Below are 15,848 nucleotides of genomic sequence, written 5' to 3'. Positions count from 1 at the left end.
CTGGGCATGCCCCAACTGCCGGCGCCCGACTACCCGGACGACGTTCGAGCCCGGCTCGAAGCGGATGCGCGCGAGATCATCGCCCGCTACCCGGACTCCCGCTCGGCGCTCCTTCCGCTGCTGCATCTCGTGCAGTCGGAGGAGGGCCATGTCACGCGCACAGGGCAGCGGTTCTGCGCGGACATGCTCGGCCTGACCACGGCCGAGGTCGCCGCGGTCGCGACCTTCTACTCGATGTACCGGCGCAAGCCGAGCGGCGACTACCAGGTGGGTGTCTGCACCAACACCCTGTGCGCGGTCATGGGCGGCGACGCGATCTTCGAGGCCCTCCAGGACCACTTGGGCGTCGGCAACGGCGAGACCACCGACGACGGCAAGGTCACCCTGGAGCACATCGAGTGCAACGCGGCCTGCGACTTCGCGCCGGTCGTGATGGTCAACTGGGAGTTCTTCGACAACCAGACCGTGGACTCCGCCAAGAGCCTCGTCGACGACCTGCGCACGGGAGCACGGGTCGAACCCACCCGTGGCGCCCCCTTGTGCACCTTCAAGGACACCGCCCGGATCCTGGCGGGCTTCCCCGACGAGCGTGCCGGTGCCGTCGAAGCGGGCGGCAGCGCGGGACCCGCCTCCCTGATCGGCCTCCGCCTGGCCAAGGGCGAGACCGCCCCCGCGCGCGTGGTGCATCCGCGCGGCGGAGAGGCACCTCAGGACGAGTCGCCTGTCGAGCACTTGAGCTCACACGACGCGCCGCAGGACACATCGGCCTCCGACCCGTCCCACCCGGCGGGTCCTGCAGCCGAGGAGGGGGAGTGATGACCTTGGCACCCGAGATCAACGAGACGAGCCCCGAGAAGCTGCTCGTACCCGTACTGTCGGCCTTCTGGGACGAGGACGAGTCCTGGACGCTCGACGTCTACCGGAGGCACGAGGGGTACGAGGGGCTGCGCAAGGCGCTGGCCATGTCGCCGGACGACCTGATCGCGTATGTCAAGGAATCCGGACTGCGCGGCCGCGGCGGCGCGGGATTCCCGACGGGAATGAAATGGCAGTTCATTCCCCAAGGTGATGGCAAGCCTCACTATCTAGTTGTCAACGCCGACGAATCGGAGCCGGGAACCTGCAAGGACATCCCGCTCCTCTTCGCGAACCCGCACAGCCTCATCGAGGGCATTGTGATCGCGTGTTATGCCATCCGGTCTTCGCATGCGTTCATCTATCTGCGTGGTGAAGTGGTCCCCGTACTGCGGCGGCTGCACGAGGCCGTACGTGAGGCCTATGCGGCGGGCTACCTCGGCGAGAACATCCTGGGCAGCGGACTCGACCTCAAGCTCACCGTGCACGCGGGCGCGGGCGCGTACATCTGTGGTGAGGAGACCGCACTGCTCGACTCGCTCGAAGGCCGCCGTGGTCAACCGCGGCTTCGTCCCCCCTTCCCTGCCGTCGCGGGCCTCTATGCGTGCCCAACTGTTGTAAATAACGTCGAGTCGATCGCGTCAGTTCCCGCAATTCTGCAAAAGGGCAAGGAATGGTTCCGGTCGATGGGAAGCGAGAAGTCCCCGGGCTTCACGCTGTACTCACTCAGCGGCCACGTCGCCAATCCCGGCCAGTACGAGGCCCCGCTCGGCATCACGCTCCGTCAACTCCTCGACATGAGCGGCGGGATGCGGCCCGGCCACCGGCTGAAGTTCTGGACGCCGGGCGGCTCCTCGACGCCGATGTTCACCGACGAGCACCTCGACGTCCCTCTTGACTACGAAGGAGTGGGTGCCGCGGGTTCCATGCTCGGGACCAAGGCCCTGCAGTGCTTCGACGAGACGACGTGCGTCGTCCGCGCCGTCACCCGCTGGACCGAGTTCTATGCCCATGAGTCCTGCGGCAAGTGCACACCGTGCCGCGAAGGCACGTACTGGCTCGTGCAGTTGCTGCGCGACATCGAGGCAGGCAAGGGCGTCATGTCCGACCTCGACAAGCTGAACGACATCGCCGACAACATCAACGGCAAGTCCTTCTGCGCCCTCGGCGACGGTGCCGCCTCGCCGATCTTCTCCTCGCTCAAGTACTTCCGCGAGGAGTACGAGCAGCACATCACGGGCCGCGGCTGCCCCTTTGACCCGGCCAAGTCCACGGCTTGGGCCGACCGCACGGAGGTGAACGCATGACGGTGACCACCAGCGCTCCCTCCGGTGGAGGAGACTCGGCGGTTCCGCCGGAAGACCTGGTCTCGCTGACGATCGACGGCGTGGAGATCAGCGTGCCCAAGGGCACCCTGGTCATCCGGGCCGCCGAACAACTCGGCATCGAGATCCCCCGCTTCTGCGACCACCCGCTCCTCGACCCGGCCGGCGCCTGCCGCCAGTGCATCGTCGAGGTCGAGGGCCAGCGCAAGCCGATGGCGTCCTGCACGATCACGTGTACGGACGGGATGGTCGTCAAGACCCACCTCACCTCCCCGGTGGCCGAGAAGGCCCAGCACGGTGTGATGGAGCTGCTGCTCATCAACCACCCGCTGGACTGCCCCGTCTGCGACAAGGGCGGCGAGTGCCCCCTGCAGAACCAGGCGATGTCGCACGGCAACGCCGAGTCCCGCTTCGAGGGCAAGAAGCGGACGTACGAGAAGCCGGTGCCGATCTCCACCCAGGTGCTGCTCGACCGCGAGCGGTGCGTGCTGTGCGCCCGGTGCACCCGGTTCTCCAACCAGATCGCGGGCGACCCGATGATCGAGCTGCTCGAGCGGGGCGCGCTCCAGCAGGTCGGCACCGGTGAGGGCGACCCCTTCGAGTCGTACTTCTCCGGGAACACGATCCAGATCTGCCCGGTGGGCGCGCTGACGTCGGCGGCGTATCGCTTCCGCTCGCGCCCCTTCGACCTCATCTCCTCGCACTCCGTGTGCGAGCACTGCTCCGGCGGCTGTGCCACCCGCACCGACCACCGGCGCGGCAAGGTCATGCGGCGGCTCGCGGCTCCCGACCCCGAGGTCAACGAAGATTGGCTCTGCGACAAGGGGCGGTTCGCCTTCCGGTACGCGCAGCAGCGGGACCGGCTGGAGACACCTCTCGTCCGCGACGAGTCCGGTGAGCTCGTGCCCGCTTCCTGGCCGGAGGCTCTCTCGATCGCCGCCGAGGGGCTGTCGGGCGCCCGCGGCCGGACCGGCGTCCTCATCGGTGGCCGGCTCACCGTCGAAGACGCCTACGCGTACAGCAAGTTCGCGCGCGTGGCCCTCGACACGAACGACATCGACTTCCGCGCGCGCGTGCACAACGCCGAGGAGGCCGACTTCCTGGCGGCCCGGGTCGCCGGACGCGGCCGGGACCTCGACGGTACGGGCGTCACGTACACCTCTCTGGAAAAGGCGCCCGCTGTCCTGCTCGCCGGATTCGAGTCCGAGGAGGAGGCGCCCGGCGTCTTCCTGCGGCTGCGCAAGGCGTGGCGCGGGCACGGACAGAAGACCTTCTCACTCGCCACGCACGCGACGCGCGGCCTGGAGAAGGCGGGTGGCACGCTGCTGCCGGCCGCGCCCGGCACCGAGACCGAGTGGCTGGACGCGCTCGCGAGCGGTGTCGGCCTGGAGGGCGACGGCGCCAAGGCCGCCGAGGCGCTGCGCGCCGAGGGTGCGGTGATCGTCGTCGGCGAGCGGCTCGCGGCCGTGGCGGGCGGGCTCACCGCCGCCGTGCGGGCCTCGTCCGCGACCGGCGCCCAGCTGGTGTGGATTCCGCGCCGGGCCGGGGAGCGCGGCGCGATCGAGGCGGGCGCACTCCCGTCCCTGCTGCCGGGCGGACGTCCGGCCACCGACCCGCGCGCGCGGGACGAGGTCGCGGCGGCCTGGGGAGTCTCCGAACTCCCGCACCGCTACGGCCGCGACACCGGTGAGATCGTCGAGGCCGCCGCAGGTGGCGGACTGCAGGCCCTGGTGGTCGCGGGTGTGGAGGTCGCCGACCTTCCCGATCCGGCACGCGCGCGTGCGGCACTTTCCGAAGTGAGCTTCCTGGTGTCGCTGGAACTGCGCCCAAGCGAGGTCACCGAGCACGCCGATGTCGTCCTTCCGGTCGCCGCGGTCGCCGAGAAGGCGGGCACCTTCCTCAACTGGGAAGGCCGGGTCCGCTTCTTCGAGGCAGCGCTCAAGCCCGACCAGATGACCCGCCGCCTGTCGCCCACCGACGCGCGCGTCCTGCAAATGCTGGCCGACGCCATGGACGTACACCTGGGTCTGCCGGATCTGCGCACCGCGCGCGCGGAGCTGGACCGGCTCGGTGCCTGGGACGGGCCGCGGGCCACCGAGCCCCTGGAGGTCGCGGCGCACTTGCCGCGCCCGGCCGCCGGAGAGGCCGTACTGGCCGGGCACCGGCTGCTGCTCGATCAGGGCCGCCTCCAGGAGGGCGACGAAGCGCTCGCCGGGACCCGGCACGCAGCACGCGCGCGCGTGTCGGCCGCCACGGCCGCCGAGGCGGGCGTCAAGGACGGCGACGTCCTCGCCGTGACCGGTCCCACCGGAGTGGCCGAACTTCCGCTGCAGATCACCGAGATGCCCGACCGCGTGGTCTGGCTCCCGCTGAACTCCACCGGAGGAGGCGTCGCCTCCGACACCGGGGCGCTGCCCGGCGCCCTCGTCCGCATCGGCCCGGCGACCCTGCCCGCCGAGGCCCCCAAGGAGGTGGAGGCATGAGCCCGTACCTCGCCGCTGAAGACCTCTCCATGTTCGGCCGCGACCCGTGGTGGCTGGTCGTCATCAAGGCGGTCTTCTGCTTCGCCTTCCTGATGGTGACCGTGCTGTTCTCCATCGTGTGGGAACGCAAGGTCGTCGCCTGGATGCAGCTGCGCATCGGCCCCAACCGGCACGGCCCCTGGGGCATGCTCCAGTCGCTCGCCGACGGCATCAAACTGATGCTCAAGGAAGACGTCATCGTCAAACGCGCGGACAAGGTGGTCTACGTCCTCGCGCCGATCGTCGCGGCCATCCCGGCCTTCATGGCGATCGCGGTGATCCCCTTCGGACCGGCCGACAACGAGATCTCGATCTTCGGCCACCGCACCACGATGCAGCTCACCGACCTGCCGATCGCGATGCTCTACATCCTCGCGGTCGCCTCGGTGGGCATCTACGGGATCGTGCTCGCGGGTTGGAGTTCTGGATCCACCTACCCGCTGCTCGGTGGTCTGAGGTCCTGCGCGCAGATGATCTCGTACGAGATCGCCATGGGTGCCGCCTTCGCCTCGGTGTTCCTCTACTCCGGGTCGATGTCGACGTCGACGATCGTCGAGCAGCAGCACGACCGCTGGTACATCATCCTGCTGCCGGTCTCGTTCCTGATCTACATCGTGACGATGGTCGGCGAGACCAACCGCGCCCCCTTCGACATGCCGGAGTCCGAGGGCGACCTGGTCGGCGGCTTCAACACCGAGTACTCGTCCATCAAGTTCGCGATGTTCATGCTCGCCGAGTACGTGAACATGGTGACGGTCTCGGCCGTGTCGGCCACGCTCTTCCTGGGCGGCTGGCGGGCCCCCTGGCCGATCAGCACCTTCTGGGAGGGCGCCAACCACGGCTGGTGGCCGATGCTCTGGTTCGTGGTGAAGGTGCAGCTGCTGCTGTTCTTCTTCATCTGGCTGCGCGGCACGCTCCCGCGCGTCCGCTACGACCAGCTGATGAAGCTCGGCTGGAAGGTCCTCATCCCGGTCTCCGTGGTCTGGCTGATGCTCGTCGCGACCGTACGGACGCTGAGGAACGAGAACTACGACTTCGCGGACATCGCCCTGTACGTCGGGGGAGGCGTCCTCGTCCTGCTGCTGCTCTCGTTCGCCGCGGACATCTTCCGCGACAAGCACGGAGCTCAGGAGGCGCCCGCCGAACCCGCCGCCTTCGACCCGATGGCGGGCGGATTCCCCGTACCGCCGCTGCCGGGACAGCAGCTTCCGCCGGTGCCGCGGCGCCGCCCGCGCCGCGAGCGGGAGTTGATTGTCAGTGGTGGGTCCGATACTGCGAGTGACGGATCAATTGACGGATCTCGTGACGGAAAGGAGGGGTCCGATGGCTGAGGAGCCGAAGGAGACCAAGCCCGGTTTCCAGAACCCCGTCGCCGGCTTCGGCGTGACCTTCAAGGCCATGTTCAAGAAGCGGCTGACCGAGCAGTACCCGGAGCAGCAGAAGACCACCGCCCCGCGGTTCCACGGCCGGCACCAGCTCAACCGCCACCCGGACGGCCTGGAGAAGTGCATCGGCTGCGAGCTGTGCGCCTGGGCCTGCCCCGCGGACGCCATCTATGTGGAGGGCGCGGACAACACCGACGAGGAGCGCTACTCGCCGGGCGAGCGGTACGGCCGCGTCTACCAGATCAACTACGCCCGCTGCATTCTCTGCGGCCTGTGCATCGAGGCGTGCCCCACGCGCGCGCTCACGATGACGAACGAGTTCGAGCTCGCCGACAGCAGCCGCGCCAACCTCATCTACACCAAGGAGCAGCTGCTCGCCGGTCTCGAAGAGGGCATGGTCGACACGCCGCACGCGATCTTCCCCGGCATGGACGAGCAGGACTACTACCGGGGCCTGGTGACGGAGGCGGCGCCCGGCACGGAACGCCAAGTGGCCGTCTCCAAAGGTGAGAAGCCCGCGGGTGAGGAGGTGGAGGCATGAGCAACCTGGCCGCCTACTCCACCTCCACCGGAGAGGCCTTCCAGTTCTGGGTCCTCGGCACCGTCGCTGTGATCGGCGCTCTGGGCACCGTCTTCATGAAGAAGGCCGTGCACAGCGCGCTCTGTCTCGCCGGGACCATGATCGTCCTGGCGGTTTTCTACCTCGCCAACGGCGCGTACTTCCTGGGCGTCGTCCAGATCATCGTCTACACCGGCGCGATCATGATGCTGTTCCTCTTCGTGGTCATGCTCGTCGGTGTCACCGCGGCGGACTCCCTGAAGGAGACCATCAAGGGTCAGCGCTGGCTGGCCCTGGTGTGCGGGCTCGGCTTCGGCATCCTGCTGATCGCGGGTATCGGGAACGCGTCCATCAACGACTTCAACGGCCTGGCCAAGGCGAATGCGAACGGCAACGTGGACGGGCTCGCCGCCCTCATCTTCACGAAGTACGTGTTCGCCTTCGAAATCACCGGCGCCCTGCTCATCACGGCCGCCGTCGGTGCCATGGTCCTCACGCACCGCGAGCGCACCGAGCGCGCCAAGACCCAGCGCGAGCTGTCCGAGCAGCGTGTACGGGAGGGCAAGCACGTACCGCCGCTGCCGGCCCCCGGCGTCTACGCCCGGCACAACGCGGTGGACATCGCGGGCCTGCTGCCCGACGGCAGCCCGTCCGAGCTGACCGTCAACAAGACGCTGCGTGAGCGCGGGCAGATCCGTGACGTGTCGACAGAGGCGCTGAGCGACCTGAAGGCCCTGGAGCAGCGCGCCGAGGAGCGCCTGGAGCGCACGAACTCGGGAGAGGGGTCGAAGTGAACCCGGTCAACTACCTCTATCTCGCCGCCCTGTTGTTCACGATCGGCGCCACCGGCGTGCTGATCAGGCGGAACGCGATCGTGGTGTTCATGTGCGTCGAGCTCATGCTCAACGCCTGCAACCTCGCGTTCGTCGCCTTCTCCCGTATGCACGGCAATCTCGACGGCCAGATCATCGCCTTCTTCACGATGGTCGTCGCCGCCGCGGAGGTCGTGGTCGGGCTCGCGATCATCGTGTCGCTGTTCCGTTCCCGCCACTCGGCCTCGGTCGACGACGCCAGCCTGATGAAGCTGTAAGGGGTCGCTGAATCGTGGAGAACCTGATTGCGCTGCTGGTAGCGGCGCCTCTGCTCGGAGCGGCCGTACTGCTGTGCGGCGGCAGGCGGCTGGACGCCGTCGGCCACTGGATCGGTACGGCCCTCGCGGCCACCTCCTTCGTGATCGGCGTGGTGCTCTTCGCCGACATGCTGGGGAAGAACGCGGAGCACCGAGCCATCGGCCAACACCTGTACACCTGGATCTCGGTCGGCAGCTTCCAGGCCGACGTCTCCTTCCAGCTCGACCAGTTGTCGATGACGTTCGTGCTGCTGATCACCGGCGTCGGCTCGCTGATCCACCTGTACTCGGTGGGGTACATGGAGCACGACGAGCGCCGCCGCCGCTTCTTCGGCTATCTGAACCTGTTCCTCGCGGCGATGCTGCTGCTCGTCCTCGCCGACAACTACCTGCTGCTGTACGTCGGCTGGGAGGGCGTCGGTCTCGCCTCGTACCTGCTGATCGGCTTCTGGCAGCACAAGCCCAGCGCCGCCACCGCCGCGAAGAAGGCCTTCCTGGTCAACCGCGTCGGCGACATGGGTCTGTCGATCGCGATCATGCTGATGTTCACGACCTTCGGGAGCTTCGCCTTCGGGCCGGTGTTCGACAGCGTGGACAAGACGGGCGAGGGCAAGCTCACCGCCATCGGTCTGCTGCTGCTGCTCGCCGCCTGCGGCAAGTCCGCCCAGGTGCCGCTGCAGTCCTGGCTCGGGGACGCGATGGAGGGCCCGACCCCGGTTTCGGCCCTCATCCACGCCGCGACCATGGTGACCGCGGGCGTGTACCTGATCGTCCGCTCCGGCGCGATCTTCAACGCCGCGCCCGACGCACAGCTGGTCGTCACCGTCGTCGGCGCGGTCACGCTCCTCTTCGGTGCGATCGTCGGTTGCGCGAAGGACGACATCAAGAAGGCACTCGCCGGTTCGACCATGTCGCAGATCGGCTACATGGTGCTCGCCGCGGGCCTCGGCCCCATCGGCTACGTCTTCGCGATCATGCACCTGGTGACGCACGGCTTCTTCAAGGCCGGGCTCTTCCTCGGCGCCGGTTCGGTCATGCACGGCATGAACGACGAGGTCGACATGAGGAAGTACGGCGGCCTCAGGCAGTACATGCCGATCACGTTCGTCACGTTCGGCCTCGGCTACCTCGCCATCATCGGCTTCCCGGGCCTGTCAGGCTTCTTCTCCAAGGACAAGATCATCGAGGCGGCCTTCGCCAAGGGCGGCACCGAGGGCTGGATCCTCGGCGGCGCGGCCCTTCTGGGCGCGGCGATCACCGCGTTCTACATGACGCGCGTGATGCTGATGACCTTCTTCGGGGAGAAGCGCTGGGAATCGGACGCGGAAGGGCATGAACCGCACCCGCACGAGTCGCCCAGGTCCATGACGATCCCGATGATCGCGCTGGCCTTCGGATCGGTCTTCGCGGGTGGTTTCTTCAGCATCGGCGACCGCTTCCTGCACTGGCTGGAGCCCGTCACCGGACACTCGGAGGGCGACTCGCCCGTCAGCGCCCTTACGGTCACGCTGGCCACGATGGTGCTCCTCGTCGTCGGCGCCGGAATCGCGTACGCCCAGTACGGGCGCCGTCCCGTCCCGGTGGTCGCCCCGCATGGCTCCCTGCTCACCCGGGCCGCCCGGCGCGACCTGCTTCAGGACGACTTCAACCACGTCGTGCTGGTGCGCGGCGGAGAGCACCTCACGCGCTCTCTGGTGTACGTCGACCACACCCTGGTCGACGGGGTCGTCAACGGCACGGCGGCCTCAATGGGCGGCCTCTCCGGGCGGCTCCGGAAACTGCAGAACGGCTATGCGCGCAGTTACGCGGTCTCGATGTTCGGCGGTGCGGCGATCCTCATCGCCGCCACCCTGCTGATGAGGGCGGTCTGATACCGATGTCCTTTCCTCTGCTGACAGCGACGGCGGCGCTCCCGGCCCTCGGGGCGATCGCCACGGCCGCCGTGCCGGCCGCGCAGCGCGTCGCCGCCAAGTGGCTGGCGCTCCTCGTCTCGCTCGGCACCCTGGTGCTCGCCGCCGTCACCCTGGTGCGTTTCGATCCCGACGGCGACCGCTACCAGCTCACCGAATCCCATGCCTGGATCAAGGACTTCGGGGTGCGGTACGAGCTGGGGGTGGACGGCATCGCGGTGGCGCTCATCGCGCTCACGGCACTGCTGATCCCGTTCGTGATCCTCGCGGGCTGGCACGACGCAGACCCGCACGAGACCGGAAGCAGGCGCTGGCGGCCGACCCAAGGCTTCTTCGCCCTGATCCTGGCCGTCGAGGCGATGGTGATCATCTCCTTCGAGGCAACCGACGTCTTCCTCTTCTACATCTTCTTCGAAGCCATGCTCATCCCGATGTACTTCCTCATCGGCGGCTTCGGAGACCGTGCCCACGAGCACGGCGACGAGGCGGCGGCGACGCAACGCACGTACGCCGCCGTGAAGTTCCTGCTCTACAACCTGGTCGGCGGTCTGATCATGCTGGCCGCCGTGATCGGTCTCTACGTAGTGGCCGGAAACTTCTCACTCCAGGAGATCGTGGAGGCCCGCGCCAACGGTTCGCTGCACATGGCGACCAGCACGGAGCGGTGGCTCTTCCTCGGCTTCTTCTTCGCGTTCGCGGTGAAGGCGCCGCTGTGGCCACTGCACACCTGGCTGCCCAACGCCATGGGTGAGGCCACCGCCCCGGTAGCCGTACTGATCACGGCAGTTGTCGACAAGGTCGGCACCTTCGCGATGCTCCGCTTCTGCCTCCAGCTGTTCCCGGAGGCGTCGAAGTGGGCGACGCCCGTCATCCTCGTACTGGCGCTCATCAGCATCATCTACGGGGCGCTGCTCGCGGTCGGCCAGCGGGACATCAAGCGGCTGGTCGCGTACGCGTCGATCTCCCACTTCGGCTTCATCATCCTGGGCATCTTCGCGATGACCAGCCAGGGCCAGTCGGGCGCGACGCTCTATATGGTCAACCACGGGATCTCGACCGCCGCCCTGATGCTGGTGGCGGGCTTCCTGATCTCGCGGCGCGGTTCGCGTCTGATCGCCGACTACGGAGGGGTGCAGAAAGTCGCCCCGGTGCTCGCGGGCACCTTCCTGATCGGCGGCCTGGCGACCCTCTCGCTCCCCGGGCTCGCGCCCTTCGTGAGTGAATTCCTGGTCCTGGTCGGCACGTTCACGCGCTACCCGGCCGTCGGCATCATCGCCACCTTCGGCATCGTCCTCGCCGCGCTCTACACACTCGTCCTCTACCAGCGGACGATGACGGGCCCGGTGAAGGCGGAGGTCGCCAAGATGCCCGATCTCAGGGTGCGTGAGCTCCTGGTGGTCGCCCCGCTGATCGCACTGCTGATCTTCCTGGGTGTCTACCCGAAGCCGGTCACCGACATCGTCAACCCGGCGGTCAAGCAGACCATGTCCGACGTCCAGCAGAAGGACCCCAAGCCCGAGGTGGAGGCGGCCAAGTGAGCGCAGCAGCCGTCCACAGCCTGTGGACAACAGCGGCCGATCCGATTTCCAAGATCGACGCGCCGAAGATCGAATACGGGCAATTGTCGCCCACCTTGATCGTCATCGGCGCGGCGATCGTCGGGGTGTTGATCGAGGCGTTCGTGCCGCGCAAGTCGCGCTACTACGCCCAGGTGTTCGTCTCCGTCGTCGCACTCGCCGCCGCGTTCGCCGCGGTCGTCGCCCTCGCGGCTGGCGGATACGGCACCACGAAGGCGCACATCGCGGCGATGGGCGCGATCGCGGTGGACGGACCGTCCCTGTTCCTGCAGGGCACGATCCTGCTCGCGGGCATCCTCGGCGTATTCACCTTCGCCGAGCGACGGCTCGACCCGGAGGCGCACGGCAACCGCGTCGACTCGTTCGCCGCGCAGGCCGCCTCCGTGCCCGGCAGCGACAGCGAGAAGGCCGCCGTGAAGGCCGGGTTCACCACCACCGAGGTGTTCCCGCTCCTGCTTTTCGCGATCGGCGGCATGCTGGTCTTCCCATCGGCCAACGACCTGCTGACGCTGTTCATCGCCCTGGAAGTCTTCTCGCTGCCCTTGTACTTGCTGTGCGCCGTGGCCCGCCGCAAGCGGCTCATGTCGCAGGAGGCCGCGGTCAAGTACTTCCTGCTCGGCGCCTTCGCCTCCGCGTTCACGCTCTTCGGTATCGCCCTGCTGTACGGCTACGCGGGCTCGGTGTCGTACGCGACGATCGCGCAGGTCGTCGACGGCACGATCACGAATGTCGACCCGGTGATGGCCGGCACCATGGGCAACGACGCCCTGCTGCTGATCGGCGCGGCCATGGTCGTCATGGGCCTGCTGTTCAAGGTCGGCGCGGTGCCGTTCCACATGTGGACGCCGGACGTCTACCAGGGCGCGCCGACACCGGTCACCGGCTTCATGGCGGCGGCGACGAAGGTGGCCGCCTTCGGCGCGCTGCTGCGGCTGCTGTACGTCGTCCTGCCGGGCCTGCGCTGGGACTGGCGGCCGGTCATGTGGGCCGTCGCGATCGTCACCATGCTGGGCGGCGCGATCGTCGCGATCACCCAGACCGACATCAAGCGGCTGCTGGCGTACTCGTCGATCGCGCACGCGGGCTTCATCCTCGCGGGTGTCATCGCGACCTCGCCCGACGGCGTCTCGTCCGTGCTCTTCTACCTGGGCGCGTACTCGTTCGTCACGATCGGCGCCTTCGCCGTCGTGACGCTCGTCCGGGACGCGGGCGGCGAGGCCACGCACCTGTCCAAGTGGGCGGGGCTCGGACGCAGGTCCCCGCTGGTGGCGGCCGTATTCGCGGTCTTCCTGCTGGCCTTCGCGGGCATCCCGCTGACCTCCGGCTTCGCCGGAAAGTTCGCCGTGTTCAAGGCGGCGGCGGAGGGCGGCGCGGGCCCGCTGGTCGTGGTCGGTGTGATCTCGTCGGCGATCGCGGCGTTCTTCTACATCCGTGTGATCGTGCTGATGTTCTTCAGCGAGCCGCGGCCGGAGGGGCCGACGGTCGCCGTGCCGTCGCCGCTGACCATGACGGCGATCGCGGTGGGCGTGGCGGTCACGCTGGTGCTGGGTGTGGCGCCCCAGTACTTCCTCGACCTGGCAGGCCAGGCGGGGGTCTTCGTCCGCTGAACCGCGCGGGTGCCGGGCCTCGCTCCCTCCTCGGGAGCGGGGCCCGAGTCATGTTCAGTGGGCCGGGTGGGCGGAGTGCGTCGAGGGGGCTGTGTCGGCTGAGCACTTCACCGTGGAATTCCACCGGTCGAACAGACCGTTGGGGTTGTCTTTGTACAGCCATACGTGCAGGTCGTAGTGGATCGGCATGGTGGGGGTGTGGCCGGGCATCGGTCCGTCGAACTTCTCGCCGCCGAACATCGAAGGTCTGTCGTCGTGCGTCCTCAGGTTCTGGTCGGCGTCCGGAACGATCCACTCCACTCCGGCGAGCCTGCGCGTCCCGTCCTCCCCGTCCTCATAGAGGAGCGCCGCGGGCTTCGCCGGGTCGGTCGAGCCGTAGAGGGACTCCTTGAAGTAGTGGTAACCCATGCTGCCGTGGCCCATGGGGTCGTTGGAGCACCGGTCGGGGACATATCCGTCGGCCACGGCGTTCGGTTCGTAGAGGTACTTCGCCGTCGCGGCGTACGACTCGGCCAGCTGCGCCCGGACCGTCGGGTCGCCGGGGTCGTCCGCGGTGGCATGAGCGGGGACGGGGGCCAGGGAGAGCGACGCGACAGCGGCTGTCGCGAGGGTGAAGACGGTCCTGAGGGGACGCTGGGGCATGCGGTGACTCCTAGAGGCGCGAGAGGCGTACGGGCCGACGCCGGCCCGTCGGGCGCGGGCCCCCTCCTCCCGCCCGAGCAGCATGTCCCGTCGTCGCGAGGGGCCGCCATGCGGAAGGGACCAACGGGCTGAACGCCGACGGGGCACGCCGTCCAGAGCAGCGCGGGGAGCCGGGCGCCGGTGCGTACCGAAGCCGTCCGGTCGCAGCCTGTGGATAACTCTGAGGCTGTCGGTGCGGGGCCCTATGGTGGCTGTCGTGGGCGAAGCACGACATACGGGGGACGACGGGCGATGAGCGGGATGGGCGGGGCAGGTGCGATGACCGGAGCGGACACGACGGAGACACTGGGCGACAGCGAGGCACTGGCCACGCTCCACCGGGTCTTCGGGTACGACGCCTTCCGCGGCGAGCAGGAAGCGATCATCGGGCATGTGGTGGCGGGCGGTGACGCCGTCGTCCTGATGCCGACGGGTGGCGGCAAGTCGCTCTGCTACCAGATTCCCGCGCTGGTCAGACCCGGTACGGGCGTCGTGGTCTCCCCTCTCATCGCGCTCATGCAGGACCAGGTGGACGCGCTGCGCGCGCTGGGCGTGCGCGCCGGGTTCATGAACTCCACGCAGGACTTCGACGAGCGGCGGGTGGTGGAGGCGGAGTTCCTGTCGGGGGAGCTGGACCTGCTCTACCTGGCCCCGGAGCGGCTCCGTCTGGACACGACACTGGACCTGCTGGCGCGCGCGAAGATCTCCGTCTTCGCCATCGACGAGGCGCACTGCGTGGCCCAGTGGGGCCACGACTTCCGCCCCGACTATCTGGCGCTGTCGCTGCTGGGCGAGCGCTGGCCCGACGTTCCGCGGATCGCGCTGACGGCCACGGCCACCCGTGCGACGCACAAGGAGATCACCCAGCGCCTCGGCATGCCGAAGGCCCGGCACTTCGAAGCGAGCTTCGACCGCCCCAACATCCAGTACCGGATAGTCCCGAAGGCCGACCCCAAGAAGCAGCTGCTGTCCTTCCTGCGCGAGGAGCACGCGGGCGACGCGGGCATCGTGTACTGCCTCTCACGCAACTCGGTCGAGAAGACCGCCGAGTTCCTGTCCCGCAACGGCATCGAGGCGGTGCCCTACCACGCGGGGCTGGACGCGGGCACCCGTGCGGCCCACCAGTCGCGCTTCCTGCGCGAAGAGGGACTGGTCGTGGTCGCCACCATCGCCTTCGGCATGGGCATCGACAAGCCGGACGTGCGGTTCGTCGCCCACCTCGACCTGCCGAAGTCCGTCGAGGGCTACTACCAGGAGACGGGCCGCGCCGGCCGTGACGGACTGCCGTCCACGGCATGGATGGCGTACGGCCTTCAGGACGTGGTCCAGCAGCGCAAGCTGATCCAGGGCTCGGAGGGCGACGAGGCGTTCCGTCGCCGGGCGGCCGCCCACCTGGACTCGATGCTCGCGCTGTGCGAGACGGCCCAGTGCCGGCGCTCCCAGCTCCTGGCCTACTTCGGCCAGGACCCGCACACCCCCGCGTGCGGCAACTGCGACACCTGTCTGACGCCCCCCGAGACCTGGGACGGCACGGTCGCGGCGCAGAAGGTGCTGTCCACGGTGGTGCGGTTGCAGCGTGAGCGGGGTCAGAAGTTCGGTGCGGTCCAGATCGTCGACATCCTGCTGGGCCGCCGGACTGCCAGAGTGATCCAGTTCGACCACGACCAGCTGTCCGTCTTCGGTATCGGAGAGGAGCTGGCCGAATCCGAATGGCGGGGTGTCGTACGGCAGTTGCTGGCCCAGGGGCTGCTCGCGGTCGAGGGCGAGTACGGGACGCTGGTGCTGTCCGAGGCCAGTGGGACGGTGCTGCGGCGCGAGCGTGAGGTGCCGTTGCGCAAGGAGCCGCCGAAGCCGGTGGCCTCCCGGTCGGGGTCCGGTTCGGGCTCTGGCCGGGGCGAGCGCAAGCCCAAGGGCTCCGTGGCCGAGCTGCCTCCCGAGCTCGTCCCCGCCTTCGAGGCCCTGCGCTCCTGGCGCGCCGAACAGGCCCGCGAGCAGGGTGTCCCCGCGTACGTCATCTTCCACGACGCCACACTCCGGGAGATCGCCACGGTGTGGCCCACCTCGGTGGCCGAACTGGGCACCATCAGCGGGGTGGGAGAGAAGAAGCTGGCGACGTATGGGGAGGGGGTGCTGGGGGTGCTTGTCTCGCTGAGCGCTGCCGGGGGAACGCCCGACGCCGCACCCGACGCCGCACCCGACGAGGCACCCGATCCGGACTGGCCCGAGATGGACGCGGAACCGGCTCCGGAGGACTGGATATAGGGGCGGGGCGCGTTCGCAACCCAACCGCCCCCGCTG

Annotated in this window: 12 protein-coding genes; 11 read left to right on the top strand and 1 reads right to left on the bottom strand. The window is 68.6% G+C overall.

The genetic code is table 11. The features are described 5' to 3' along the window. The first annotated feature begins 6 nt into the window (after positions 1-6). Genes nuoE through nuoN form a run of 10 tightly spaced genes read left to right on the top strand, consistent with a single transcriptional unit; the run spans position 7 to position 12,869 of the window. Positions 7-816, top strand: a complete 810-nt coding sequence (gene nuoE / locus ACZ4RZ_RS30750) for an NADH-quinone oxidoreductase subunit NuoE (RefSeq protein WP_467749795.1) — start codon at positions 7-9, stop codon at positions 814-816. Next, positions 813-2,162: an NADH-quinone oxidoreductase subunit NuoF gene (nuoF, locus tag ACZ4RZ_RS30745; RefSeq protein ID WP_467749499.1), complete on the top strand. Its 1,350-nt coding sequence runs from the start codon at positions 813-815 to the stop codon at positions 2,160-2,162. Before nuoE ends, nuoF begins: the two co-directional genes overlap by 4 nt. Then, positions 2,159-4,663 (top strand): NADH-quinone oxidoreductase subunit G, encoded by a 2,505-nt coding sequence (locus ACZ4RZ_RS30740; RefSeq protein WP_467749498.1) that lies wholly within the window; start codon positions 2,159-2,161, stop codon positions 4,661-4,663. The genes nuoF and ACZ4RZ_RS30740 overlap by 4 nt, the downstream gene beginning before the upstream one ends. Continuing rightward, on the top strand, positions 4,660-6,033 hold the full coding sequence (gene nuoH / locus ACZ4RZ_RS30735; RefSeq protein WP_467749496.1) for an NADH-quinone oxidoreductase subunit NuoH: 1,374 nt from the start codon (positions 4,660-4,662) through the stop codon (positions 6,031-6,033). The genes ACZ4RZ_RS30740 and nuoH overlap by 4 nt, the downstream gene beginning before the upstream one ends. After that, a complete protein-coding gene (nuoI, locus tag ACZ4RZ_RS30730) occupies positions 6,026-6,628 on the top strand; it encodes an NADH-quinone oxidoreductase subunit NuoI (RefSeq protein ID WP_467749494.1) in 603 nt (200 codons plus the stop codon). The genes nuoH and nuoI overlap by 8 nt, the downstream gene beginning before the upstream one ends. Continuing rightward, positions 6,625-7,440, top strand: coding sequence for an NADH-quinone oxidoreductase subunit J (locus ACZ4RZ_RS30725; RefSeq protein ID WP_467749493.1), 816 nt, complete (start codon positions 6,625-6,627; stop codon positions 7,438-7,440). The genes nuoI and ACZ4RZ_RS30725 overlap by 4 nt, the downstream gene beginning before the upstream one ends. Continuing rightward, the gene (gene nuoK / locus ACZ4RZ_RS30720) at positions 7,437-7,736 is read left to right on the top strand and encodes an NADH-quinone oxidoreductase subunit NuoK (protein WP_004927567.1); all 300 of its coding nucleotides are present in this window, start codon (positions 7,437-7,439) and stop codon (positions 7,734-7,736) included. Before ACZ4RZ_RS30725 ends, nuoK begins: the two co-directional genes overlap by 4 nt. 14 nt (positions 7,737-7,750) lie before the next feature. After that, complete coding sequence (gene nuoL, locus ACZ4RZ_RS30715; protein WP_467749491.1) at positions 7,751-9,646, top strand: NADH-quinone oxidoreductase subunit L; 1,896 nt, start codon at positions 7,751-7,753, stop codon at positions 9,644-9,646. Positions 9,647-9,651: 5 nt separating this feature from the next. Beyond that, positions 9,652-11,223 (top strand): NADH-quinone oxidoreductase subunit M, encoded by a 1,572-nt coding sequence (locus ACZ4RZ_RS30710; protein ID WP_467749489.1) that lies wholly within the window; start codon positions 9,652-9,654, stop codon positions 11,221-11,223. Next, complete coding sequence (gene nuoN / locus ACZ4RZ_RS30705) at positions 11,220-12,869, top strand: NADH-quinone oxidoreductase subunit NuoN (protein WP_467749487.1); 1,650 nt, start codon at positions 11,220-11,222, stop codon at positions 12,867-12,869. Before ACZ4RZ_RS30710 ends, nuoN begins: the two co-directional genes overlap by 4 nt. Before the next feature lie 54 nt (positions 12,870-12,923). On the opposite strand, the gene ACZ4RZ_RS30700 is transcribed toward nuoN, so the two are convergent. Then, the gene (locus ACZ4RZ_RS30700; protein WP_467749485.1) at positions 12,924-13,511 is read right to left on the bottom strand and encodes a hypothetical protein; all 588 of its coding nucleotides are present in this window, start codon (positions 13,509-13,511) and stop codon (positions 12,924-12,926) included. Positions 13,512-13,802: 291 nt separating this feature from the next. Between ACZ4RZ_RS30700 and recQ the strand changes: the two genes are divergently transcribed. Further along, positions 13,803-15,812, top strand: coding sequence for a DNA helicase RecQ (recQ, locus tag ACZ4RZ_RS30695; RefSeq protein ID WP_467749483.1), 2,010 nt, complete (start codon positions 13,803-13,805; stop codon positions 15,810-15,812). Positions 15,813-15,848 lie beyond the last annotated feature (36 nt).

The sequence above is a fragment of the Streptomyces sp. NPDC027189 genome (assembly GCF_055566975.1).
This window is presented reverse-complemented; position numbering and strand designations above follow the sequence as displayed.